The 22,791-nt window shown below is 57.3% G+C and carries 23 protein-coding genes; 15 read left to right on the plus strand and 8 right to left on the minus strand.

What is annotated here, in order from left to right; genetic code table 11:
* The first annotated feature begins 43 nt into the window (after positions 1-43).
* The 4 genes from PH547_RS11045 to PH547_RS11060 all read left to right on the plus strand — a co-directional run bounded on the left by PH547_RS11045 (position 44) and on the right by PH547_RS11060 (position 4,429).
* Positions 44-1,780 (plus strand): DUF6538 domain-containing protein, encoded by a 1,737-nt coding sequence (locus PH547_RS11045; RefSeq protein WP_285168254.1) that lies wholly within the window; start codon positions 44-46, stop codon positions 1,778-1,780.
* A 1,130-nt stretch (positions 1,781-2,910) separates the two neighbouring features.
* Entirely contained in the window at positions 2,911-3,165 is a 255-nt protein-coding gene (locus PH547_RS11050; protein WP_285168255.1) for a hypothetical protein, read from the plus strand.
* Between the two features lie 307 nt (positions 3,166-3,472).
* A complete protein-coding gene (locus PH547_RS11055) occupies positions 3,473-4,036 on the plus strand; it encodes a hypothetical protein (protein ID WP_285168256.1) in 564 nt (187 codons plus the stop codon).
* A 63-nt stretch (positions 4,037-4,099) separates the two neighbouring features.
* The gene (locus PH547_RS11060; protein WP_285168257.1) at positions 4,100-4,429 is read left to right on the plus strand and encodes a hypothetical protein; all 330 of its coding nucleotides are present in this window, start codon (positions 4,100-4,102) and stop codon (positions 4,427-4,429) included.
* 192 nt (positions 4,430-4,621) lie between these two features.
* Here PH547_RS11060 and PH547_RS11065 read toward each other — a convergent pair whose 3' ends face one another.
* From PH547_RS11065 to PH547_RS11095, 7 genes are all read right to left on the minus strand, one after another.
* A complete protein-coding gene (locus tag PH547_RS11065) occupies positions 4,622-4,921 on the minus strand; it encodes a hypothetical protein (RefSeq protein ID WP_285168258.1) in 300 nt (99 codons plus the stop codon).
* Entirely contained in the window at positions 4,918-5,550 is a 633-nt protein-coding gene (locus PH547_RS11070; protein ID WP_285168259.1) for a hypothetical protein, read from the minus strand. Before PH547_RS11070 ends, PH547_RS11065 begins: the two co-directional genes overlap by 4 nt.
* Complete coding sequence (locus PH547_RS11075) at positions 5,531-5,752, minus strand: hypothetical protein (protein WP_285168260.1); 222 nt, start codon at positions 5,750-5,752, stop codon at positions 5,531-5,533. Before PH547_RS11075 ends, PH547_RS11070 begins: the two co-directional genes overlap by 20 nt.
* A gap of 200 nt (positions 5,753-5,952) precedes the next feature.
* Positions 5,953-7,296, minus strand: a complete 1,344-nt coding sequence (locus PH547_RS11080) for a plasmid recombination protein (protein ID WP_285168261.1) — start codon at positions 7,294-7,296, stop codon at positions 5,953-5,955.
* Positions 7,296-7,703, minus strand: a complete 408-nt coding sequence (locus PH547_RS11085) for a hypothetical protein (RefSeq protein WP_285168262.1) — start codon at positions 7,701-7,703, stop codon at positions 7,296-7,298. The genes PH547_RS11080 and PH547_RS11085 overlap by 1 nt, the downstream gene beginning before the upstream one ends.
* Positions 7,704-7,723: 20 nt before the next feature.
* Entirely contained in the window at positions 7,724-7,984 is a 261-nt protein-coding gene (locus PH547_RS11090; protein ID WP_285168263.1) for a hypothetical protein, read from the minus strand.
* A gap of 154 nt (positions 7,985-8,138) precedes the next feature.
* Positions 8,139-9,836, minus strand: a complete 1,698-nt coding sequence (locus tag PH547_RS11095) for a hypothetical protein (protein ID WP_285168264.1) — start codon at positions 9,834-9,836, stop codon at positions 8,139-8,141.
* Between the two features lie 295 nt (positions 9,837-10,131).
* Here PH547_RS11095 and PH547_RS11100 point away from each other — a divergent pair, with 295 nt between their 5' ends.
* The 11 genes from PH547_RS11100 to PH547_RS11150 all read left to right on the plus strand — a co-directional run bounded on the left by PH547_RS11100 (position 10,132) and on the right by PH547_RS11150 (position 21,287).
* Positions 10,132-12,390: a hypothetical protein gene (locus tag PH547_RS11100; protein WP_285168265.1), complete on the plus strand. Its 2,259-nt coding sequence runs from the start codon at positions 10,132-10,134 to the stop codon at positions 12,388-12,390.
* A gap of 485 nt (positions 12,391-12,875) precedes the next feature.
* The gene (locus PH547_RS11105; RefSeq protein WP_285168266.1) at positions 12,876-13,067 is read left to right on the plus strand and encodes a hypothetical protein; all 192 of its coding nucleotides are present in this window, start codon (positions 12,876-12,878) and stop codon (positions 13,065-13,067) included.
* Positions 13,068-13,080: 13 nt separating this feature from the next.
* Entirely contained in the window at positions 13,081-13,296 is a 216-nt protein-coding gene (locus tag PH547_RS11110) for a hypothetical protein (RefSeq protein WP_285168267.1), read from the plus strand.
* A 56-nt stretch (positions 13,297-13,352) separates the two neighbouring features.
* Complete coding sequence (locus PH547_RS11115; RefSeq protein WP_285168268.1) at positions 13,353-13,898, plus strand: hypothetical protein; 546 nt, start codon at positions 13,353-13,355, stop codon at positions 13,896-13,898.
* A gap of 248 nt (positions 13,899-14,146) precedes the next feature.
* The gene (locus tag PH547_RS11120; RefSeq protein ID WP_285168269.1) at positions 14,147-15,256 is read left to right on the plus strand and encodes a DUF262 domain-containing protein; all 1,110 of its coding nucleotides are present in this window, start codon (positions 14,147-14,149) and stop codon (positions 15,254-15,256) included.
* A complete protein-coding gene (locus PH547_RS11125; protein ID WP_285168270.1) occupies positions 15,253-15,933 on the plus strand; it encodes an MAE_28990/MAE_18760 family HEPN-like nuclease in 681 nt (226 codons plus the stop codon). Before PH547_RS11120 ends, PH547_RS11125 begins: the two co-directional genes overlap by 4 nt.
* Before the next feature lie 522 nt (positions 15,934-16,455).
* Positions 16,456-17,523 (plus strand): dTDP-glucose 4,6-dehydratase, encoded by a 1,068-nt coding sequence (rfbB, locus tag PH547_RS11130; RefSeq protein WP_104824868.1) that lies wholly within the window; start codon positions 16,456-16,458, stop codon positions 17,521-17,523.
* Complete coding sequence (gene rfbD / locus PH547_RS11135; RefSeq protein ID WP_104824867.1) at positions 17,520-18,419, plus strand: dTDP-4-dehydrorhamnose reductase; 900 nt, start codon at positions 17,520-17,522, stop codon at positions 18,417-18,419. The genes rfbB and rfbD overlap by 4 nt, the downstream gene beginning before the upstream one ends.
* An 81-nt stretch (positions 18,420-18,500) precedes the next feature.
* Positions 18,501-19,388 carry a glucose-1-phosphate thymidylyltransferase RfbA gene (rfbA, locus tag PH547_RS11140; protein WP_104824866.1) on the plus strand — a complete coding sequence of 296 codons (888 nt, stop codon included), beginning with the start codon at positions 18,501-18,503 and terminating at the stop codon, positions 19,386-19,388.
* Positions 19,389-19,456: 68 nt separating this feature from the next.
* Complete coding sequence (gene rfbC / locus PH547_RS11145; RefSeq protein WP_104824865.1) at positions 19,457-20,008, plus strand: dTDP-4-dehydrorhamnose 3,5-epimerase; 552 nt, start codon at positions 19,457-19,459, stop codon at positions 20,006-20,008.
* A 136-nt stretch (positions 20,009-20,144) separates the two neighbouring features.
* Positions 20,145-21,287, plus strand: coding sequence for a glycosyltransferase family 4 protein (locus PH547_RS11150; protein WP_104824864.1), 1,143 nt, complete (start codon positions 20,145-20,147; stop codon positions 21,285-21,287).
* Positions 21,288-21,331: 44 nt separating this feature from the next.
* Here PH547_RS11150 and PH547_RS11155 read toward each other — a convergent pair whose 3' ends face one another.
* A complete protein-coding gene (locus tag PH547_RS11155) occupies positions 21,332-22,732 on the minus strand; it encodes an O-antigen ligase family protein (RefSeq protein WP_104824863.1) in 1,401 nt (466 codons plus the stop codon).
* Positions 22,733-22,791 lie beyond the last annotated feature (59 nt).

A 22,791-nucleotide genomic window follows, 5' to 3' on the forward strand; every position in this document is an offset into this window, starting at 1 on the left:
GGGAATACCCCCGCGCTGCACCCCCACACGGGCGCTTTTGGTGATGTCAAATTTTCTGCGGCGTGAAGCCGATTCATTCATTTTCCGGCGGCGCGTTCCCGCCATTTTCCAAGCTCGACTCGGACAGGCCGAAATATACCGGTCATTAAAGACCACCGTGCGAAAAGTGGCGCGAACGCGCGCCGCGCATCTGTTTATCGGCACGGAGAGGCTTTTCCGCATGCTCGAAGAGGACGACGACTATATTGTCAATGACGAGGACATCCGGGCTGCTGTCCGCCTCTGGCTGGACACAGATCCCTGGAAACGTCGTCTCGACCAGATCGTGGACACAGCGACGCCGGGCTGGCTCCGAATGTATCATGACACTATGCCAGACACACTCATCCGAATGAGCGCTATGGACGGCTTCACCGCGCGCCAAGCCCTTGCGATAGAAGCCGAGGCCGCGCTTGAGAACGCGGACTTTGGAAGACCGGGAGGCGAAACCCTGCGTCGAGCGGAAGCAACGCTTCAGCGACAAATTCGCGAGTACATCGACCGTCGAATGCAGGCAGTATTCGCTCCAGAGTCGGTGGCAGGGGCTCCCGCTGCGCAGACAGCACAGCCGAGCGCTCCGGCTGCTCCATTGAGCATGTCCAAGCTATCCAGCCACCTCAAAGCTTGGCAGAAGGACATCGCGGCCGGATACAATCACAACAAGCCGTTGAAGGACCCAGACCACTACCTGAAATCCGTGGAGCTGTTCATAGGTCTGCTCGGAGACGTTCCCGTCGGTAAGATATCCTTCGAGACCGCTGCCGAGTTCCGAGAGCTTGCTCTTCAGTTGCCCGCGACACACGGCAAAGGCTCAGTTGGTTCGCCGAAAAAGGAACTCGCCCGCGCCCGCGCGGATAAGTCCTTACCGACCGTCACAATGAAGACGGTCAAGCGACACTTTTCCGGCCTGAACTCGCTCTGGAAATGGCTCGTCTTTAAAAAATACGTCCCCGCCAGCCTTCAGCCGTTCTCTGGACATGCGTTTCCGGGAACGAAATCCAAGAAATCCGCCCGCGATGATTGGTCGCGCGAAGACATGCAGCGGTTCTTTACGTCTCGCGAATACCGGGATGCTCTGGATTCCAGTGCGTTGCACTGGCTGCCACTCATATCTCTTCATTCCGGCATGAGGTTGGAAGAGATATGTCGTCTGAGGCCCGGCATCGATATTGTCGTCAAGGACGGAATGCAGTGCTTCGACATCGCGGTGCGGGAAGACTGGGACCCCAAGAGCGAGGCAGGGGAACGCCTCGTTCCAGTACATTCATGGCTGCTAAAGCATGGATTCATGGACTTCGTAATCGCGCAGCGAGAGCGTGGTGCACAGCACCTGTTTTCGCCGGAGCTGAGGCTCCGGGGACGCAAGCTCAGCGCCGACTTCAGCCGTGATTTCTCAAAGCTCAAGATTGGCCTGGGCGTCGGAAAAAAGACCGTGTTTCATTCCTTTCGGCACACCTTTAGAACCGTCTTGGAATCCACCGATTTCAAGGAATCGCATATTGATGCGGTGATGGGCCACGAGGGCGGAGGTGGCGAGGGGCGCACTTATGTGAAGGGCGTTACGACGGCAAAGCTTAAAGAAGTCGTCGAAGCCTTTGAGCCGCCTCTTGACCTGGGATTCCTCAGAGCGGCGGTAGCCGTTGCCCCGCCGCCATCCCCGAAAGTCGGCGTGAAGAAGAGGAAGTTGACACCTCCCGTTCTCGATGAGAGAGGCCGGATTGTGCGGCGACGAAAGGTGTAGCTTCTACGTCACCGAACGGAATGCTTCGCCGGAGACAGTCGGTCCCGCGTCCCGCCAACGGCAGCGCTATGCTGACGCTCCTACGGCTGTCTCGGGAACCGCCAAAGCATATGCGAATTCCCGCCGTCCCGCTGTCAGCGGCGCGTTGCTGACGGCTCCGATGCGCTCTTCCTTGTAATCCGGCAGGGGTAGCCTCGCTCTCTTCCATGTCGATGCTCCATGCCTTCGACCAGAGCCGCGTGTCTCTGGCCGATCCGCTCCGCGGACCAGCACTCCCGCATAGACATGGAACCTTGTCGCTCGGTGACGGTGGAAGGGGCGGCTCTTTATGCCCTGCGGGCATCGCCATGCCCATTCTGGCCAAGGCGAGGCAACAGCCTATGCCGCCCCTCCCCCCGTCAACCCCAGCCTAGCCGCCGTTAACACTTCGATCGTCATCAATCCGGGTATTGCCGAAATGATTTTCGGCTTCCTGGGCTCAACCCCAGAAATTTGATATAAAATCATTGATGTCAGATACTTAGATTGATTTCGATGAAAACGGTGACGACCACAGTTCGCGGCCCTGCATTTGATCTCGTCGTAGTCGAGACGACGCATACCGACGCGGTCGGCACGCTGTTCTATCGCGCAGAAATCTTACTGCGAGAACGCTGGACAGGTGCACGACTACTTGTCCGTCGAACGCGTATCCCGGGCAGCGGAAGGGAACTGGCGAAAGCCGTGCAGCGGCACGGTGTGCGCGTATTGGATTCATTTTCGACGACATAATGGTTACGCGGTGCGTTCATCTACGCTCAACTAATAATCCCGGCGGCCAGCAAGGATGCTGTGGATTTGATGGCGAACTTTGGACTGCGCGCGAGCGCGCATAATGCCGTTCTAAGTAAACATCATCACGAATTGTTACAGGCATTTATATTTGAGCAAGGATTCAATTTTTTGGTGTAAAGGATTCGCGATCTCGAATCCTTGCGGATGGCTTTTCGAATCCTTGAGAGCTTGTTTTCGTCTAAGGATTCGACAAAATTTGTTCATAAAATCAAATGCATGCCTCAAGATTGGCCTGGTTGACGTTTTTCTCAGGATGTGAACAGAGTGCGGTCGCCATCAACCCAAGGGAGAAAATGATGAGCGCAAGTCCACACCAAACCACTAGCGATGCCGTTATCGCTCGCAAGATCATCACCACGTTTGAGACGTTTAGCGAGGCGTATGACAAATACGTTGATGAGATGGACCATCTCATCTGCTCAACGGAATATGACGGACAACTCCATGGGAAGTCCAAGTTCCTGATCCGGGGGTTGGACGATGTCGCAATCTTCATGCAGCGCGCGAAGGACGTTGTGAAATGGTCGGTCTGGCCGTTCACCAAGAGCTGACACGCTATGGAAGCCCAGGAGCAATTTGCAGTCCTTGTGACTGTGAGCCACCGATGCCAATCCTGCCTCATCCCTCGTTTCGTCGTGCGTGCCATCGAGCACTGGGACGAGGGAGAGCACGGCCCTGCCACTTGCGACGGACTCGAAGCGTTCGTCGAGGGACGTTGTCGCGACTGCCTCGATAGCGTCTACGCCGAAGCCACGACCGATGGATACCAGCTTTCCATCGCGGCGAGAGACTAAGTAACCCCGAAAGACCTGTTCCAACACATAGAGGTCGTCTCGATACGACCAGAAAGGACCCATCGTGGATACCACCGCGATCACCACCACAGCTCTCCGCGACGCCATCGCCATCGCATTCAAGAAGGCGGAAGGGGAAAGCACCGCTTTAATGGTGTCACGTGATGTCGAGTTGTACATCACCAAGACCGCCGAAGGCGTTCACCTGTCGCTCATCGACTACGAAACAACCCGCTGGGAAGCCAGCTACCGCGGTCAGAAGCGGGCGGTCACCGGCGCTGCCATCGCGATGCAGAAGCTCGGGTTGGAGTGTGATGGGCTGAAAACTCCATCAAGTCGTAAGTCGGCAGGGAATAGCCTCCCCCATCCTGCCGTATGTGGCACCTCCGCTGCCGAGGCGGATGGTTCGATCTGGACGCGCGTCCCGGTAAAATACGTCGAGCGGGCCGAGTTGAAGAGCGGCGGCAAGGAGATTGTCGCCACCGTCGTCGAAGTGGAGAGCGATGCCTTCGAGGCGACGGTCGAATGTGGCGGCTCAGTCTTCCGTGATGTCTTTGAGACGAACTGGAGCGCCAAGAACGCGAGCATCAAATTGGCGACGAGCCTGTTCGGCTGGCTCCCAAACTAGCCCTTTGAGGAGCCCGGCGATGGGCTCCTCAAGCCATGCTTGGTTGAATGAAAGGAAGAAATTATGGACTTCAAAGTCTGGAAGCAACTGTCACCCGTTCAGCAGATGGCCGACCGGCTCGGTTTCAACGGCGCCCTTGCCGAGTGCCAAAACTGGGACGACTACACGGCGCGGTTCATCGCGACGAACGACGATGGCCGAATGGTCAAGACTGCGCGGCAACTGTTCGATTACCTCTCGACAGGCGAGCGTCCGGTTCTTGCCGCAATGCTGCATGCCGCCGACTTCTCCCGGATCGCCGACCAGCTTTCCGGCACGGAGACTTGGTCGAGACTGGATCGCACCTATGGCGACCATGCCGTCGCCGTAGGGCTTGCCATCATGCGGCGATAAGGGGCGCTCGGCAAAAGCCTGCATTCGGATGGGTTGAGATACCACTTGAATGGCCAGAGCCGCTGTACGGGCCGTTTAAACGCGACGAAATGTGGACATCGGGGTCGAGAGGCCCCGATTTCGCGTTTCAGGCAACGATGATCGAAACTTCAGTCGTCACCGGCGCACCCGCGATCGTGCCGATGCACCAGACTATACAGCGTCGATCTCCTCGGCATCATCAGAACCGCAGTCCATCTCGTCGAAGTCGAAGCCGCCGGACGACTGCACCAGAGGCCGCAGCCGACCGGATACAAGGTCCGCCGCTTCGAGCACGAGATCAGCGCAACGGTCATGATCGATCGTCGATTTCTCAAGCTCCACGGCAAGCGTCTGATCGATCTCGACGACGCGGTCGCGAGCAGTCTGAGAGAGTCCGATCCGGTCGAGAAATTCGACCAGCGTGCCGGAGCCGATTTTTAAAGTCACGTCGTTCATCACGCTGGTTGTCATGGTTTCGGTCCTCCCGGGACTCCCGAATCTCCGCCTCCCGGAGTCTTCCGGGAGGCTACTGCGGCGGCAGCTTCCGCCGCGATGGCGGCCTTCCACGCATCCGAAGCACCGAGCGCGGCGACGGCGATGTCGGCATCCGACGCGCCCGGAGGACCGATTTTATGGAGCTGCCAGTGCTCGCCCGCGTCGATGGCTTCGCGCAGCCATTCGTGCGCGCCTGGCGGCACCCTGGCCTCGATTTCGGCGCGCGCCTTGGCGGCAGCACGGGGACGCTTCAAATCTCTGATGAGCCGCGTCCACGACGCGCGCGGCTTCCGCCGTGGGCTGTCGGTCTCATAGAACGCGGGATCGATCCCGCGCTCCATGGCGTAGGCCGTGGGACCGAGGTCGTCGCCAGAATATGTCGGCTTCATTTTTCGTGACCTTCCGAGAAACGAAAATCCGGGCAACGGGACCGGAGGCCGCAGCGCGAGCACGACGGACAGCAGCGCGAGCAGTTGGAGCGCGACCTTGCCTGCCGGATCGCCGCCCCGCCGTTGTCGCTGGCGCTCCAATAGAGCGCGGCGGGCCTCGTCGGCACATGTCCGGCGGCGCTTGCGCTTGGGTTCTTCACGTGGATTCGACAGCATCGAAATCGGCCTTGCGAACCTTGTCGCGCCAGCGCTTCGAGTCTTCGAGCATGAGTCGAATGACATGCCACTCCATAGCCGCTTTGGCGACGGCGTGGTCCGGCCAGTCGCGTGCGCACGCATCCTCGAGGACACCCTCCGCGAGCCGGACCGCGCTTTGATAGATATACTCAATGCGTTCTTCGACTTCGAATTTCTTCATGCCGCCCTCCTGTCGACTTTTGCGCCCCTTCAGGATGCGGGCAGGCCGGGACCGGCGCAAACGCCGGGTGGGTATCGCGACTCCCGGGATTCGGATTCGGAGTCGAATCTGGACGTGTCTGAATACGTCATGCAGCGCCGGACGCGCTGTATGACCTCCGTAGGCGTCCCCATTCTTGGATTTTTTGGGTTTCCGCGATTTCAGGGGTTTTTAGACGTTCGAGTGCCCGGCCGTCGGAGACCGGGCGACATGCCCGGCGTCTGCTCTCGTTGCAGCTCCGGAGGACGAAGGAAAGCCAGTTCCCGGCGGGCAGCGGCGAGCCGCTGCCCGGCTTCCGTCAAGTTTTCCCGTAGGTCCCGGGCTCGCTCTTCCGCCTGCCGCCTGCCGTCGTTTGCAGCCGACGCCCGGTCATCGGCAGCGGCAGCTTGTTGCCGAAGGCTGTCCATTTCGGAATCCAACGATCGGCGAATCCTCGCCTCGATGGCCGATTTCCGGAAGCCGTCCCAAGCACTGCGCAGCACGCCGGGCAGGCGCTGGAGACGTGCGGCGGCCGCCTGGACGCGCGCGGCCTCTTGCCGGACACGTGACATCATCCCGCGCGCCTTGGCCTGCTCCTTGACGGCCTTGTCCTGAGCCTTCAGCGCGGCTTCACGGGCGACCTTTGCCGCAGCAATCTGACGGGCCGCCTCAGCCTTCGCGGCATCGGCTTCGGCCCGCAGCGCGGCAGCAGCCGTCTCTGCCGAAGAGACCAAGGTTTCGACCTCGGCTCTTTTCGCGCCGATATGCGTGTCGATCTTGGCCTTCACCGTCTGCGCGCGCTCAATCGTCGTCTTCAGCGCCTTGGCCTGCGTCTGCTCGGCTTGCCATTCCGCGCGCGACAGACGCCGCCGCTGCGGGCCGAGCCGCGTCAGGCCGCAGGGGATGGCGACGGCCTCGTGGTACGCGTTTTGCCATTCTCGCATCGCGGCCTTGTATGCCGCGTCTCCGCGCTTGTTCAGCGTCTTTGAATCCTCGCCGTCGGCAGGCCAGGCCGCCATGAAGGCGGCCTTGGCCGTCTGCCCCGGATGCAGTGCTGCCGCACGCATCGCCGCATCGTCCGGCAGGACGTAGGCATGCAGATGATAGTGAGATTCGTCCTCGTGACGGATCACGGACACCAGCTTGTCGCCGTATTGTGAACGCAACCACGCGACTGTTCGTTTTTCCCATTCCTCAGCCTCGCGGCGCTTGTCTGGATCACCGCGGACCTCATCCATCGTGTGCGGGTGCGAGGCGACGACTGTCATGAGCGTGTGTTGCGTCCTCTGGATACGCCGAGGCTTTCCACCCTTCGGTGTGGTCGTCGCGGCATCGGCGGCGGCATCGTGCAGCCGTTCGACCTCATCCATGCCGACGCCGAAAACGAGGACGGGCGGCGATGGGTTCGCAACATGGACGGACGCGCCCGGATCACGCCGCGCCTCGTTGATCACGAAGGATGTGGAGCGGCCCTTGCTGTCGCCCTTACGCGAAAATGCTTGCAGGTGGACGAACTGGGAGGACATCAGTGCATCAGGATGCCCGACCCGCCATTGCGTCGGGCGTTCTCTGCATTGCAGAGATCATCAATGTCGCCAGAGGTCAGACCGCCTTGCATCAGTTCGGCCCGAATACCCTCTGAAATCTCACGCCAGCCGATCAGCCACTTGGCAACGTAACCATAGCGCGGGTGTTCGCGAAGCAGATCCCGCGACCGATCGATGACCATCGTCGGCCAGGGAATCCAGCGGGGCGGTCGCCCGGCCGCAGCAAGTCGAGCGGTCAGGTCTTCCCGATTGAGAACGCGCCATTTTTCGGCAAGCGCTGGGTTTTCATCGAGCATCAACGAGTACAGCCGTCCCGTCACAGAAGCGGCCAGCCCGTTGACATAGACCATTCGACGGATTGCGTCGTGAATTTCGTTCTCCTGCATATGGTCCTCCCGACCCGCCATCAGACAATCGCCTCCTCGAAGTCGAAATCGATGCCCTGCGTGACGCCTGCAACGAGCCGAACACGATCAAGGAAATCGTCCTCGTTGAGGTGAGCGAATCCGCCGTTCAGTTCCGTGCGGTCCTGAGAGAATGCGGCGTACCGATCCGCGTTTTCCCAGATGACCGCGTACCAGGACATCGGCAGCCGTATGACCTTGAGCCGCGCCAGTGAGATTGGCCCATGGTTCATGATGAAGATGGAACGTTCGTATTCCTGCATGATGATCCTCCCGATGATGCAATGCTGGTGGAAGTATCGTGATCACCGGCGGAGCCTGAAACAATAGCCATTAGTGACCGACTAATGGCTTTCCCTGCGGTCAAGTCGTCGGCTCTCCGAGGGGGCTTCCGCCGGACTCTTCCGAGGGGCCATTTCATGGAGACCTTGGCGGGGGCCTTGTCGCCGTCTGGATGGACGACGAGGCAGTTGATGACTGCCGCTCGATGACTTCACCGCTGGACGCGGCTTGGGGCGTTGCCCTTGGTGATGCCGAGATACCCGACATCACGCTGCTGTGCGGCTTCGTCCATCGTGACATGCCATGGACGCTCAGTCGTGCGGCGAGTGGTGTAGGTTCGGTATGGCCGGGGCGCGCGGCTACCTTTTTATCTATACACCTATTTTCACCATCGTCCGGTTGCGCATCCTCAACGGATACAGCTTCGCTCCAGCGCGTCGTCACCGTGCGGACGGACACGCCCGCTTCTGCAGCCAGCGCCGCCCGCGTTACGGCCTTGCCGGATGCGACAAGCCGTTGGTGCGCTTCCCGAAGCCGCTGGAGCGTATTCGCGCCTTTCGCCTTGCCCGAATACCGCCCACCCGCCTGCTGACGCTCCTTGACCGTCTTCAGGCCATCCACGATATCGAGCAGCTTGCCACGGTTCACGACCTTTCCTTCGAGCTTCACCGGATCGAAGTGCGCGACGAGATAGTCCGCGACCTTTGCCGTGACATAGCTGACGGTCTTGTCCTCAAGACCGCTCTTCTCGGCGTATTCCGCCAGCGCCTCATGCAGGTGATCGGCCAGCGCTGCACGGCTGCCGCGCATCCGCGCATCGGCTCCGAAATGCCATTCGGCCAGGAGCCGCTGGCCTTCTTCGCGCAGCGCGTCGAAGATCGCGTTCGATGCTGTCAGTCCAAGCCCGGATTGTACCGCCGCAGCCTGACGCACCAGAACCGCGCGGGTGGTGCTGGTGTCTACATAGTCCGCATATTCCGCCAGCGTCGGCCAGCAATCGGCGTTCGGCGTGAGCGTGTGCCAGAACGGACTGAGCGGGTTCTTCATGCGTCCGGTCATCGTCGGAGCAGCGGGGTCGGCGCCGAGATCCAGCAGCGCGGCAGCCAGACCGCGCGCCACGGCGTCGAACAGCCGGATCGGCCCTCGGTGGCAGCGCTCATCCTCGCTCCGCCAGACCGCCGAGCCTTGCGGCAGCAGCCAGATAAAATGCGGCCGGGAATAGCGCCCGTCGGTCAGCAGGTCGGCAACGACTATGTGCGGCAGACATGGAATCCGGGCATCGCTGACTTTCTCCGTCAGTGCCGCGAGACATGCCGCAGGAGTCGAGAATATGCCGTCGCAGTCCACGCGCAGCGCCGCCATGAACGCGCGGTTCAACTCGATGTAAGGGTAGTCGAGGGTGAGTATTTTTTGCGGACACTGATTTTCCAGATGGGCCTTGTCCCACGAGGCCCGCGCACTGCTGCGTTTCGGCACGAGCGTCACGAAATATTTGAGGACCGCATTGTCTTCAGACCGGAGTCCCATTTCCGTAACGCCGCTACGCCAGCGGCCGCCGATCTGGCGTTCGCCGGACTGAATGTAGCCACGCCTCAGTCGTTGCCGCACCACTTCGCGCTGCTCGGCAGCCTGCCGTGCGAAGATCGCCTGATCCCAGTCCGATATCCTGCTGTCTCGACGATCACGCTCCTCGGCTTTCCGGATGCGCTCCCGGCTGGCAAGCCGCTGCGCTTCCTCATAGCGATCCTCGAATCCATCGAGCCAAATTTGTTGACGCTGTAGGGTGTGAGATTCTGTTGTCCGGGCTGGGCTATGTCCCAGCCCCCGGCTCACCGAGCCATCAAGGGGATCTTTACATCAATGTCGCCACAGGCAATCATGAGAATGCATTCCTAAAACGCCGCCGAGGGTTCCAGCCCAATGACGCGGCGTTTTTTTATCCTCATCTAGCGGCGAGCAGCGGTCAAGTGCGGGCAGCCAAGCTCGTCGACAGCCCACTTACTTGTCACGCTGAATGCAACCTGAGCGTTCCCATCTTAAAGTTCGTCATTGATATAATCGGAAACCAAAAATAATGTCGATGTCATCCGCCGTCCGACCCGTGGCGCTGCTGTTTTAAGAGAATCTGATGACCTTGATCGATCCGCGATTGGTACTTCGAGCGCTTCCAGAAGTTGATACCTGGGCTTTTGAAAAATTCGGCCAGACGTTCTACGGTGCCCTGCAAGACAGAGAGTTCGTCCCGCTAGGTGGGATGCACGATGGGGGAGCAGAAGGATTCGACTCTACGAGTGCGGAGCTTGAGCCGGAGGTTTTCTTCGAGGAGGAGACATCAAGCTTCCTTCAAATTTCGAAGGAGGCCACCACGAGATCGAAAATCCGGAGAACAGTGAAGAGGCTACGAGAATATGGACGGGCTCCAAAGGTACTTACCTACCTATCTTCTCAGGTCATTCCCGATATTGATAAAGAAGAAAAGCTCCTCTCTGACGAGCTCGGTTGCAAAATCCGGATTCGAGACGCAGCGTTCATCGAGGTAAATATCAACGCATCGCAATCCATTCAAGCAGCGTTCCAAGCATACTTAGAGCCAGCAATTGCGTACCTCTACAAACCGGGGACGGCTGATGTTGGCGAAAGAACAGAAGAGTACGTGGATCGCACTCTTGCGGTATTCCTCCGTCAGGAGGTTGATAATAGACGGGACAAGAGCGGCCTACTGGAGTCGATAGCAGACAGCCTGATTTTATGGGCGCTTGGCGACACCGACCCAGATAAACGAATCCTGATGAGCCGCGCGCAAATATTGGCTCGGATCGAAGAAACATTGCCCGCCGCACGGCAGTTTATACGAGGTGTACTGGACGACCGATTGAATCGAATGGTGTCCAAAGATGCTCCAGGCGGACGCCAGATTCGGTGGTATCGCCGTGATGACAAATTCTGTCTCCCTTATGAAACACGTGTGATCGTCGCGGTAGAAAATGCTGACGATGATCTGTTGAAATCTGAGGTCTCTGCGGTTCTGACCGAGCGATTGAAGTCCATAGCTGAGGAGGGCGTCGACGCTATAACTGATGCGGTCGTCGCAACCTGTCATTCCAGCTTGGAGCGGGTGTTCGAGCGCCAAGGTTTGCAAATGGCACGCTTCGTAACTGACGGTGACGGCGACGATGAGCTCTACACGGACGTAGCGCAGATAGTCTCGAAAGAGGTTGATCGCCTCAACTACACTGCGGCCGATAAAGGTAAAATCAGACGCTATTGCTTAATGATCTTGCGAGGGACGTTCTACAAGGCCAGTGAAGCAGAGCGAGAATACCTATCAAAGCTTAGCAAAACTTATATCTTATTGCTCACACTGAAGAACGAACCAAAGATTGTCGAGTATTTTAGAACGCTCGCCAAATCGTTTCGACTGTACATAGGTACAGACTTCATAATAAGGTCGATCTCAGAGCAGTACCTTCCACAAGCAGATCGTACAACATCGAATCTTTTGGATATATTAAGAGCTGCCGGATCTGAACTTATCCTGACTGAGAAGGTTGTTGAGGAGGTTGAGACCCATCTTCGAGCACAGATACTTGAGTTTGAAAATCACTATGCAGCTGTTGAGCATAAAATTCCGTTTGAGTTGGTTGGGTATATCGATCGAATACTGATTCGAGCGTACCTATACTCAAAGCTGAGCCCCGCAGAAGGAATTGCACCACCAGAGTCATGGCGGTCCTATATCGGACAATTCGCGAATTTTGGAGATGTCAGAAGCTTAAGAGCCAGATCACAATTGGCTGGATACTTCACGCGGCGCTTCAAAATGACCTATGAGACAACTGAGGAGATGGTTGCAGGCATTGATCAATCTGAACTCGAAATTCTTACTGAAAGGATCTACGAAACGAAGAAGGCCAGCGGCAACGTGAAAGTTGAAGGAAGGTTGCTGGCGTACAATGACGCTCTGCATATCCTCCGTGTATTCCGAAGACGCGTTGAGGCTAAAGAGAACAGCCCGGGAAACCAGTGGGGTTTCCAGACATGGTGGCTGACGCAGGATGGCAAGGTTCGACGAGCCGGAGCGCTGGCTTCGGCGGCTCGCGGGGGCGCGCATTTTATGATGAGGCCAGAGTTTCTGCTCAGCAACATTAGCTTCGCGCCAGAGTTGAAGGAAGTCCGCGATAGCTTTGAGAAAATATTCCCGAGCGTGTTGGGCGTTCGGTTGTCGGCTCGTCTTTCTCCCGGCGTCTTCGAAAGTGTCATGGATCAGGCGAAGGAGGTTTCGGCTTATGATGACGCTAGAGCGGGCACGCTGATCACAGAGCTCACGAATAAGCTCAAGGGTGACGCGCTACGCCTGTATGAAGTGGGATGGAATGAGCAGGTCTAATCTGGGCGACGCTGAAAGCTGTCGTGAGCCGGATCGATTCGCAGGCGAACTCTGCACAAAGAAATCAAATGCGTGGGGAATTATCCTAAGAAGATCGCAAGTAAAGCAGTTATCCCACACATTCACAGGATCTTCCGAAAATAAAAGTATTAACAACTGGTTAAAGTCGTTCTCTCATAAAATATTGATTCAACGGTATTTTTTCTGCGAAGAGTATAAAAGCGACAAGCTGTTTTACGACTGTCAAGATGACAGAACATAAGGGTAACAAAAAACCACCCTTGACGATTCGGCCCTGTTTACACTTAATTTCGATCGTTCACTGTACGTGAACCGGCAGAGGAAAGCCGAGGCGTTCGAGGCCTCGGCTCTCTGACGAAACGCAACGGCTCGGAAGGCTTGCGGATCGGTATTGCTACAAGGCGCAAACTGACGCGCCGATATCGCCCTGTCAAGTTTTCCGGCCAATTTTAAGGGCATGGAAAATGAAAAATTCTTCCTACCAACTCACCTCTGATGATGCCGTCCAGGTATGGCTTCGACATTGGGGCGGTGAATATCAGCACGCCATTGCCGCGTCTTACGGCGTGAATCAGGGGCGTGTTAACGAGGTCCTGAAGGGAAAGCGTCACGCTGGCAGCGAGCAGGTCGCCCGCAGCAAGCGTGACGTTCAATAATCGGGTGCTTGCCATGATCATCAACACCCGCATCGACGGTGACTTCAACGGAACTGAAGATGAAGTCCTCTACAAACTTATGAACGGGCAAATCTGGCAGCAAATTGGGTATAGATACCGTTATACCTACCGCTACGGCCCGCGCGTTCATATCGTCAGGAATGGGTCCCACCATCTGATGACGGTCGAGGGCTTTCCAGAGCCCATCAAAGTTCGGCGTATCCAGTAACAACGAGCGACCCGGCAAGCATATCGTCTGCCGGGTTGCATCTTTGAGGAAATATTATGCCGCTCACGGTCTATCTGGATAACAACGTTTGGGATTTCCTTCTTGCGCATGACCTCGGCCTTGCAAAAGAGCTGCCAGCCGACGAATTTTCCATCTGCATCACCCGCGAAGGCGAGATAGAGATGTTGCCGATGCCCAACGATAAGCGGGACTTTGCAAGTCGCGCGATCGCTGAGCGCGGCGTTACCGTGGATACTTATTTCGGCTTTGCCGAAGCGAATTCTGGCGATCGTGACCCGCGTGTCGGCGGCTTCAATGAGGGGCGATTTGCTTCTCGCGAAGAACTCGGCTTTAGCAACGATCAGAAATCTCGGATCAAAACAACGAATAGGCCGCGCCAGCGACTCGGCAAAAACGAAGGCGACGTGGCGCTCGGCGCGCGCTCCATGCATTGGGTGGTACTGACAAACGAAGACCCATCAAAAAACGGTCCGTTGAAAACGGCAAAAGAACGCGGAGGAAAGGTGATCTTCCTCCGCGATGTGCTTGCATCCGGCAAGTCGTTAGCTGACTACATCAAAGCGGAAATCGGGCCACCGTGAATGAAGATCGACCTGGGGGAAAGGCGATCCGAGATACGATCGAACACTTCGACGACTATGCTGCTGGGCATGCGCGAGGCGCCGCCACGAGTTTATGGGTGACCGAGGTATCAGCGTGAGTCCGCCGGGCCGGATGATATCCTCGCCCGCACGCTGCAGCGCGTCGGCGATGCGGCAAAACGCTGATACTAAGCCACTACCGGCTGCCTCCTGAATCCGCTATCGTCCTGACCAACATGGAGAAACCAATGCTCACTGAAGAAATCGAAGCGGCTCAGCGAAGCGTCAAGACTGACGCTTACCAGATGTCTATCGGCGAAATCGTTACGATGTACGAAGATAACGAAGTCGTCATCGACCCCGATTTCCAGCGGATGTTCAGGTGGGAAATCGGGCAGAAGTCGAAACTGATCGAATCGCTTCTACTAGGCATTCCGTTGCCTTCAATCTTCGTCTTCGAGAAAAACGATGGAACGTGGGAGCTGATTGATGGTCTCCAACGGATATCGACAATCCTTGAGTTTATGGGAAAACTTCGAGAAGAAGACGGCAGCCTTCGTCCCCCGTCCATCCTTGAAGCCACGAAATATCTTCCATCTCTTCACAACGGCGTTTGGGAGAAGTCTGATCGGATAGAGCACGTCGTTCTGGAGGATCAAAATCCAATCGACAAGAGCCATCAGATAGCGATCCGACGAGCTCGCTTGGGTGTCGAGATCCTGAAGCGGCCGAGCGACGATCAGACGAAGTTCGACCTTTTTCAGCGACTGAACGCCGGAGGCACGCAAGCGAACGCACAAGAACTCCGTAACTGCATCATGCTCATGGTGAACAAGGATTTCTTTGCAGGCGTAAAAGAGGCTGCAGAAACAGAAGTGTTCCAGAGGGTAACGAACGTCAACCCTGAACAGGCCGCGAAGCAGCGCCACATGGAACTGGCTGTACGCTTCCTTGTTCATACCAACGTCCCGTACGACGGTACGCTGGACGTCGAGGAATATATCGATGAGGGTATCGTCAAATTGGCTATGGCTGGAGATCGCACGTCAGCCGTTAAGCAAATCACCGAAGCTTTCAATCTACTCGACAAAGCTGCTGGCGCCGATGCCCTACGTCGTTGGGATACCGACCATTTCACAGGAAAAATCGGTTTAGTTGGTCTTGAAGGGATCGCGGCTGGCATCGCGAAAAACTTGGATCACATAAAAGCCAAGGCGAGTCCGGTCGACTTCGTCAGGGACCAACTGAAGCTATTTTGGCACCAAGACGATGTCAAAGGCATTACGGCCCCAGGCATGCGTGGCACCACGAGGATCCAGAGAACGGTACCTTTTGGGGAGAAATGGTTTGCCGCATGAGCAAGGCTTTCACCGAAGACGAATTCAGTGATCAGATCACACAGGACCGAACCTGGCGCTTGAAGGAAATCTCAGACCTAAAGTACGCAGTCAAGCAGGCAGATCGAACACTTCAGACGGTCCTTCTCAGGGCTCTGGTCACGATTTGTTACGCGCACTGGGAAGGTTACGCGAAATTTTCGGCCATGAGGTACATGGAATTCATCGCTAGGAGAAAGTATCAATACTCGGAACTCAACTCACAGTTTCTCCGGAATTATTTCCTCCCTCGTCTTGCAGCGCTGTCGGTCACAAAGACAAGCATCAAGGACCGATGCGCTCTGGTCGACGAGATCCTTTTCTCCGCGGACAAACGCTTTTCGAAGACGAACGTAGATTTGATAAATACAAAGGCAAATTTAAACTCCGATGTCCTTTCGGACATCTGTATCGTTTGCGGCATTCCCGCCGATACGTTTTCGGGTTCGGAAACCTTCTTGGATATTTTGCTTTTGAAGCGCAGAAACGAGATCGCACACGGCGAAAACACGTTTGTGGCGCTGGAAGACCTCGACGACATCGCAGACAGGACCATCGCCCTCATGCGCTCCTTTGGCGATGCCGTCGAAAATCAGATTGTTACCAAGGGATATCGCATCAGCGCTCAACCCGCCGCCGCTATGGCAGTCGAAGGATAGCCGATGCCATATGCTCAGTCGCCTCCATTCCGAAAAACAATATCACTAGGCCGAGCGCAGACCCCAGAACGCAACGCATGCACACCGCTTCGTCAACATTGTTGACAACCCCACAAACTACCCCCACATTGTTGACGCGACATTGAGTAATGGATTGAAAGTAAACTGGTTTTAGGAACGACAGTCCGGCTCCAGGTTTCCCAGCCAATCTAAGCTTCCAATCAACAGGCCCTCGTTCGCAGACATAAACTGTCCGCGTTCATACGCATGTTGCAAGCGGGCTGCCCGCAAGGCGTCGATACGACTTTTTGATCGCCGGCCTCGATCGCCTCTTTCCGCGAGCGAAATCGCAACACACCGAGACAATCTGTGAGCGAATTGGCAGTGGGAGCTTCCAAAAACGTTTGTGGACGTTGTACAAGTCGGGCATCCATCGCCAATATTTCTTGGCAATATAGGTCTGGCGACCGCGACGTACATTAGAAGTTGTATTTAAAAGTTTTAGGTGAGACTAAAAGCGAAATGACGATACTGGTTTCTGGTGGCGCCGGGTTTATCGGCGGGAATTTCGTTCTCGATTGGCTCGATCAGTTCGATGAAACGGTGATCAATCTCGACAAGCTGACCTATGCCGGCAATTTGGACACGCTGAAAGAATTGAACGGCAATAATCGCCACGTGTTCGTTTATGGCGATATTGGCGACCGCGATTTGGTCGGTGATCTGCTCGCTACCCATAGGCCGCGCGCCGTCGTCAATTTTGCCGCCGAAAGCCATGTCGACCGCTCCATTCATGGACCTGGCGAGTTCATCCAGACGAATGTCGTCGGCACGTTCAATTTGCTCGAATCGGTTCGTGGTTATTGGGACGGCCTGCCGGGTGACGAGAAGCAGGCGTTTCGCTTTCTTCATGTCTCGACCGACGAGGTCTATGGCACGCTTTCAAAGGACGATGCGCCGTTCAACGAGCTCAATCGATACGAACCGAACAGCCCCTATTCCGCGAGTAAGGCGGCGTCCGACCATCTGGTGCGGGCCTGGCATCATACTTATGGCCTGCCGGTATTGACGACGAATTGCAGCAATAATTACGGCCCCTATCATTTTCCTGAGAAGCTGATCCCCCTGGTGATCTTGAATGCCTTGGCGGGAAAGAGCCTTCCGATCTATGGCGATGGCCAGCAGATTCGCGATTGGCTCTATGTCAGGGATCACTGCAGCGCCATCCGCCGCGTGCTTCAATCCGGCAAGGTCGGCGAGACCTATAATGTCGGCGGCTGGAACGAAAAGCCCAATCTCGACGTCGTGCATACGATCTGCAGTATTCTCGACGAGTTGCGGCCCAAGTCTGGCGGCGGTCGCTATAAGGACCAGATTGCTTTCGTGAAGGACCGGCCCGGTCACGATCGCCGCTATGCGATCGATGCCCGCAAGCTCGAACGCGAATTGGGCTGGAAGCCCGAAGAGACCTTCGAGACCGGCATTCGCAAGACGATCGAATGGTATCTCGCTAATCAGGATTGGGTGGGGAACGTCACCAGCGGCGCTTACCGCGAATGGGTCGGCAAGCAGTATGAGGTTCAGGCGTGAGCGCGCTTCTGATCACCGGCGCCAATGGGCAGGTCGGCTTCGAATTGCAGCGTTCTCTGGCGTCGTTGGGCCAAATAATTGCCGCGACGCGTGCCGAGATGGATTTGGCCGATGAAGCGAGCATCCTCTCCGTGCTCAGGGAGCACAAGCCGGCGATCATCGTAAATCCCGCCGCCTATACGGCCGTCGATCGCGCCGAGAGCGAAAGGGAGCAGGCGATGGCGGTCAATGCCGCAGCGCCCGGCGTGCTGGCGCGCTGGGCTGCCGATAACGGCGCCTATCTCCTGCACTATTCGACGGACTACCTCTTCGACGGGATGAAAGCCGATCCCTATGCGGAGAGCGACCCGGTCAATCCGCAGTCGGTCTATGGTGAAAGCAAGTGGCTGGGCGAAGAGGCCGTGCGCGCTGCCGGCGCAAATCATGTCATCTTGCGGACAAGCTGGGTTTACGGGCATCACGGCAACAACTTCCTCAAGACCATCCTGCGGCTGGCGCAGGAGCGCAGCGCGTTGAACGTCGTTGCCGACCAGGTCGGCGCACCGACTTCGGCGGCGCTGATTGCGGATGTCACGCGCAGGATCATCGAGGTCGTCAGTGGCCCGAATGCGTCTGATGTGTCGGGCACCTATCACCTGAGCGCCGGGGGCAATACGTCATGGCATGGCTATGCCACGCATATCGTCCGCGAAGCTTCGGCGAAAAACGTCAAGCTTGCTCTGACGCCCGATGCTCTCAAGCCGATTTCGACCGCCGAATATCCGACGCCGGCGAAGCGGCCACAAAATTCCAGACTGGACTGCGCGAAATTGACGGATTGTTTCGACTTGCGTCTTCCCGCGTGGCAGGAAGGTGTGAATGAGGTGATTGAAAGGCTTGCACGGGCCATCAATTGAAGGCGCTTATTTCCATAATTATGATTTGTAATCAATGAGTTGATTGGCTGTAAGACGAATTCGATACGAGACGTTTCTACAATGAACAAAGCACGTAAAGGCATCATACTCGCCGGCGGATCCGGGACTCGCCTGTACCCCGCCACCCTTGCCGTCAGCAAGCAGCTCCTGCCGATCTACGACAAGCCGATGATCTACTATCCGCTGACGACTTTGATGTTGGCCGGCATTCGCGAAATCCTGATCATTTCGACGCCGCAGGATACGCCTCGTTTCGAACAGTTGCTGAGAGACGGAAGCCAGTGGGGCATCAAGCTCGACTATGCGGTTCAGCCGAGCCCGGATGGTCTTGCCCAGGCGTTTCTCATCGGGGAGGCGTTTCTCGATGGTGCTCCGTCCGCCCTAGTGCTGGGAGACAACATCTTCTACGGGCACGATTTCACCAAGCTTCTTCATCAAGCAAACGACAAGCAGGGCGGCGCCACCGTTTTTGCCTACCACGTGCAGGATCCGCAGCGTTACGGCGTGGTCGAGTTCGATTCGCAGGGGCGTGCGATCAGCCTCGAAGAAAAGCCGAAAGTCCCCAAGAGCCACTATGCCGTCACCGGGCTCTATTTCTACGACGCCGATGTCGTCAATGTGGCGAAGTCCATACGTCCCTCGCCGCGCGGCGAACTGGAAATAACCGATGTCAACGCGCATTACCTCAGGGCAGGGCAGCTCGACGTCCAGACGATGGGCCGTGGCTATGCCTGGCTCGACACCGGCACGCATGAATCGATGCTGGAGGCGAGCCATTACATCGCCACCATCGAAAGCCGGCAGGGCCTGAAGGTAGCCTGCCCCGAGGAAATCGCCTATCGGAGCCGCTGGATCGACGCTTCCCAGGTCGAGGCCCTGGCCGATCCGCTGAAGAAAAATGCTTATGGGCAGTATCTTCTCGGGATGCTGCGGGAACGGGTATTTTAACAACGCGCTTGGTGATGCCGCGCGCTGCCGGCCGCGCCAATGCGGGCTGAGTGAAGCAGGAAAGACAGATGAAAGCCATCGATACCGCCATACCGGACGTCAAGATCATCGAACCCACGGTGTTTGCCGACGATCGCGGTTTTTTCTTTGAGAGCTTCAGCCAGGTAAAATTCGAAGCAGCGACCGGACTAAGCCCGACATTCGTGCAGGACAATCACAGCCGGTCCGGGAAAGGTGTCCTGCGCGGCCTGCATTATCAGTTGCCGCCACGCGCTCAGGCCAAGCTCGTCCGGGTCGTCATCGGAGAGGTGTACGATGTTGCCGTCGACATCAGACGGTCTTCCCCGACCTTCGGCCAGTGGGTCGGTGTGCTTCTGTCGGAGGAGAACAAGCGCCAGCTTTGGATTCCGGAAGGGTTTGCGCACGGGTTCCTGACCTTGAGCGACCGCGTCGAATTCCTTTACAAGACCACTGATTATTATGCTCCGGAGAGCGATCGCGGCATTCGCTGGGACGATCCGGAGCTCGCGATCGATTGGAAATCCGCCATCGACGATCTGACGCTTTCCGGGAAGGATCAGCGGCAGCCGCTGCTGGCGGATGCCGAGATATTCGATTGATCCCGCATTCGCCGCGCGGCTCGCGAGGCTGCCGAAGATGATAGATTGGCTGCGGTATGAAGGAATGATCTGACATCCGGATCTTCGCGCGATACCGGTTATGGACCTGCGCAGCTTCTCTCGCTACAGGAGGGACATGCGCGTTCTACATTTTTTCAAAACATATTGGCCGGATACGTTCGGCGGGGTCGAGCGGACAATCCATGCGATCGTCAAGGGCGTCGCAGGACACGATATACAGTCCGAAGTCCTCTCGCTCAGCAAAACGCCGGAGAAAAACGCCGTCGAATTCGATGGCCATATGGCTCACAAGGCGAAGCTTGATCTTGAATTCGCCTCCACCGGCTTTTCGCGCGAGGCATTTGGGCGTTTTCGAGAGCTGAGCCGGAAGGCCGACATTGTCCACTATCATTTTCCGTGGCCGATGATGGACATCGTCCATCTTGCCATCCCGCCCGGCAAGCCGACGGTCGTAACCTACCATTCCGACATCGTGAAGCAGAAGTTCCTGCTGAAACTCTATGGGCCTGTCATGCATCGCTTTCTCGCGAGCGTTGACAGTATCGTTGCGACATCACCGAACTATCTGGCGACGAGCGAGGTCCTGCAGCGCTACAAGGATAAGACCGCCGTCATCCCGCTCGGTCTGGATGAGGCGGATTATCCCAGGGCGAGTGAAGAGGATAAAGCGCGTTGGCGCACGCGGTTTCCCAAGCCGTTTTTCCTCTTCGTCGGCGTGCTGCGCTACTACAAGGGCGTTCACATCCTTCTTGAGGCGGCGCGACAGACAGCCAGCGATATCGTCATCGTCGGCGAAGGTCCGATGGAGGCGTCCTTGAAGGCCTATGCGCAGCAGAACAATCTCAAAAACGTCTTCTTTTTGGGTGCGCTGCCGGATGCCGATAAGACCGCTCTTCTCGAACTATGCACCGGGGTCGCATTCCCTTCCAACCTCCGCTCGGAAGCATTCGGCCTTTCACTCGTCGAAGCCGCAATGTTCGGCAAGCCGATGATTTCCTGCGAAATCGGCACGGGGACGAGTTTCGTCAACCAAAATGGCAAAACGGGCTATGTCGTGCGCCCCGACGATCCGCCGGCGCTCGCGGAGGCGATGAGACGGCTTGTGGACGATGCTGAAGCGGCAGCGTCCTTGGGCGCAGGGGCCCGCCTGCGATACGAAGAATGCTTTACCGCAGAGCGGATGGGGAATGCCTATGCAGCGCTCTACAAAAGACTGCTCGGTCAAACGTCTTCCGGCTCAATGGAAAGAAAGCGCTGAAGGGGCTCGTCGACCGCAGGGTTGCCGCGCCGACCCGCTCATGATCAGGCGCTGACGGCCTCTGCCTGTTGTTTTTTCGCCGGTATCAGCAGGCGTCCCCCGCTCAAGCGGATGCTGCACCAACAGGCGAAGGCGGAGCTGGTCAACGCAAAGCTTTCGCCGATCGCGAGGCGGTTGTTGGAGTTGCTGAGCAGCGTCAATGAAAAGAAGAATAGGCTGACGGCATAGGCATGCCAGGCGGTGCGCGGTATGAGGCCCGCCTTACGGGCACGCCAGACATTGACGATGAGCCCAGTGAGAATGACCGTCATGACAAGGCCGCCGAACAAGCCGTGCCGCACCAGCATCTCGAGATAGCCGTTGTGCAGCAGCGTGTATTGGACGTTGGCATAGCGCGTGTGCTTCCAGCGTTCCACCCATTGGCCGCCCCAGCCGAAGATTGGCGCGGAGGAGAACAGTTCCCAGCCGTTCGACCAGAGCTGCAGCCGTGCGTCCATGGCAAAGGGCGTGGTATCGGAGGTGATCGTGCTCGACACGGCGTCACCGAGATTTTGGCTCTTGGTGATGTTGTCGATCATCTCGATGGTGGAAGACACCGTCGGGCCGGCGGTCTTTTCGATATTGTGCCGCACCGCATAGGCGCCGGCCAGCAGAAGCACCGCGGTGCAGGCGACGACGATAAGGCCGGTTTTCAAGCGTAGATAGGTCAAGGTCACCAATCCCAGCACCGGCAGTGTGGCGGCAAGCGCCAGCCAGACGCCCTTCGACTTGGCGCCGTAGATGGCGATCAGACAGAGAATGGCAATCAACGGCGAGACGATGTAGGCGAAGCGGGCGATCAAACGACTGCTGGATTTGTCCGTCAGATAATGCAGCAGCCAGAAAGCGGTGAGGATCAGGATCAGGCCGCAGGCGACCGCGCCGTGAATCTGATTGTTCATGATCAGCGGGCGCACCGTTTCGCCGGCAAAGACGTCGCGGAAGTGCTGCGTCGCGATCAACATGATCAGCACGACGGCAAAAACTGCGGCGATGATTTTTTCCAGCACCGGTTCGTAGAGCAAGAAGGCGACGCCAAGGATCGGAAAAAAGAACGGATAGGCATAGAGCCAGTCGGACGCGCCGATCGAATGCTCAGGGGTCATGAGGAAGATGGCGACAAAGCGGATGAGCACGTAGGCGCCCCAACCCATGCACAGCCAACCAAGCCAGTTGGTGCTTGGGCGCACCAGCGCCTTCCGGTAGTAGTGGAGGGCGATGAGCGCGAGGAACGGAGCGACATACCGATAGGCGGCGCTTTCGATGAATAGCGGCGAAATGATCACCAGCCACAGCAAGCTGCCCAGGATGATCAGGCGCTGCGGCAGGACGACGGGCACCAGTTCGCCGGCATTGTTTCCGGACGCGAGATCGACGGGTGGTTTATTCGTCTGCAACTGTGCCAATAGTGCGTCCGCCTTTGTTCCTATTTCAGCCAGCAGCCGGTGTCCGTTGCCAGTAAGGT

This window comes from Rhizobium cerradonense, assembly GCF_030182455.1.
GTDB lineage: Bacteria > Pseudomonadota > Alphaproteobacteria > Rhizobiales > Rhizobiaceae > Rhizobium.

What these genes read in the sequence shown, in the direction of transcription:
- PH547_RS11100 (WP_285168265.1), top strand. Translation starts at nt 10,132, where the DNA reads ATGACCTTGATCGATCCGCGATTGGTACTTCGAGCGCTTCCAGAAGTT.
- PH547_RS11115 (WP_285168268.1), top strand. Translation starts at nt 13,353, where the DNA reads ATGCCGCTCACGGTCTATCTGGATAACAACGTTTGGGATTTCCTTCTT.
- rfbA (WP_104824866.1), top strand. Translation starts at nt 18,501, where the DNA reads ATGAACAAAGCACGTAAAGGCATCATACTCGCCGGCGGATCCGGGACT.
- PH547_RS11050 (WP_285168255.1), top strand. Translation starts at nt 2,911, where the DNA reads ATGAGCGCAAGTCCACACCAAACCACTAGCGATGCCGTTATCGCTCGC.
- PH547_RS11060 (WP_285168257.1), top strand. Translation starts at nt 4,100, where the DNA reads ATGGACTTCAAAGTCTGGAAGCAACTGTCACCCGTTCAGCAGATGGCC.
- PH547_RS11065 (WP_285168258.1), bottom strand. Translation starts at nt 4,921, where the DNA reads ATGACAACCAGCGTGATGAACGACGTGACTTTAAAAATCGGCTCCGGC.
- PH547_RS11105 (WP_285168266.1), top strand. Translation starts at nt 12,876, where the DNA reads ATGAAAAATTCTTCCTACCAACTCACCTCTGATGATGCCGTCCAGGTA.
- rfbC (WP_104824865.1), top strand. Translation starts at nt 19,457, where the DNA reads ATGAAAGCCATCGATACCGCCATACCGGACGTCAAGATCATCGAACCC.
- PH547_RS11125 (WP_285168270.1), top strand. Translation starts at nt 15,253, where the DNA reads ATGAGCAAGGCTTTCACCGAAGACGAATTCAGTGATCAGATCACACAG.
- PH547_RS11045 (WP_285168254.1), top strand. Translation starts at nt 44, where the DNA reads ATGTCAAATTTTCTGCGGCGTGAAGCCGATTCATTCATTTTCCGGCGG.
- PH547_RS11150 (WP_104824864.1), top strand. Translation starts at nt 20,145, where the DNA reads ATGCGCGTTCTACATTTTTTCAAAACATATTGGCCGGATACGTTCGGC.
- rfbB (WP_104824868.1), top strand. Translation starts at nt 16,456, where the DNA reads ATGACGATACTGGTTTCTGGTGGCGCCGGGTTTATCGGCGGGAATTTC.
- PH547_RS11110 (WP_285168267.1), top strand. Translation starts at nt 13,081, where the DNA reads ATGATCATCAACACCCGCATCGACGGTGACTTCAACGGAACTGAAGAT.
- PH547_RS11075 (WP_285168260.1), bottom strand. Translation starts at nt 5,752, where the DNA reads ATGAAGAAATTCGAAGTCGAAGAACGCATTGAGTATATCTATCAAAGC.
- PH547_RS11085 (WP_285168262.1), bottom strand. Translation starts at nt 7,703, where the DNA reads ATGCAGGAGAACGAAATTCACGACGCAATCCGTCGAATGGTCTATGTC.
- PH547_RS11120 (WP_285168269.1), top strand. Translation starts at nt 14,147, where the DNA reads ATGCTCACTGAAGAAATCGAAGCGGCTCAGCGAAGCGTCAAGACTGAC.
- PH547_RS11070 (WP_285168259.1), bottom strand. Translation starts at nt 5,550, where the DNA reads ATGCTGTCGAATCCACGTGAAGAACCCAAGCGCAAGCGCCGCCGGACA.
- PH547_RS11090 (WP_285168263.1), bottom strand. Translation starts at nt 7,984, where the DNA reads ATGCAGGAATACGAACGTTCCATCTTCATCATGAACCATGGGCCAATC.
- PH547_RS11080 (WP_285168261.1), bottom strand. Translation starts at nt 7,296, where the DNA reads ATGTCCTCCCAGTTCGTCCACCTGCAAGCATTTTCGCGTAAGGGCGAC.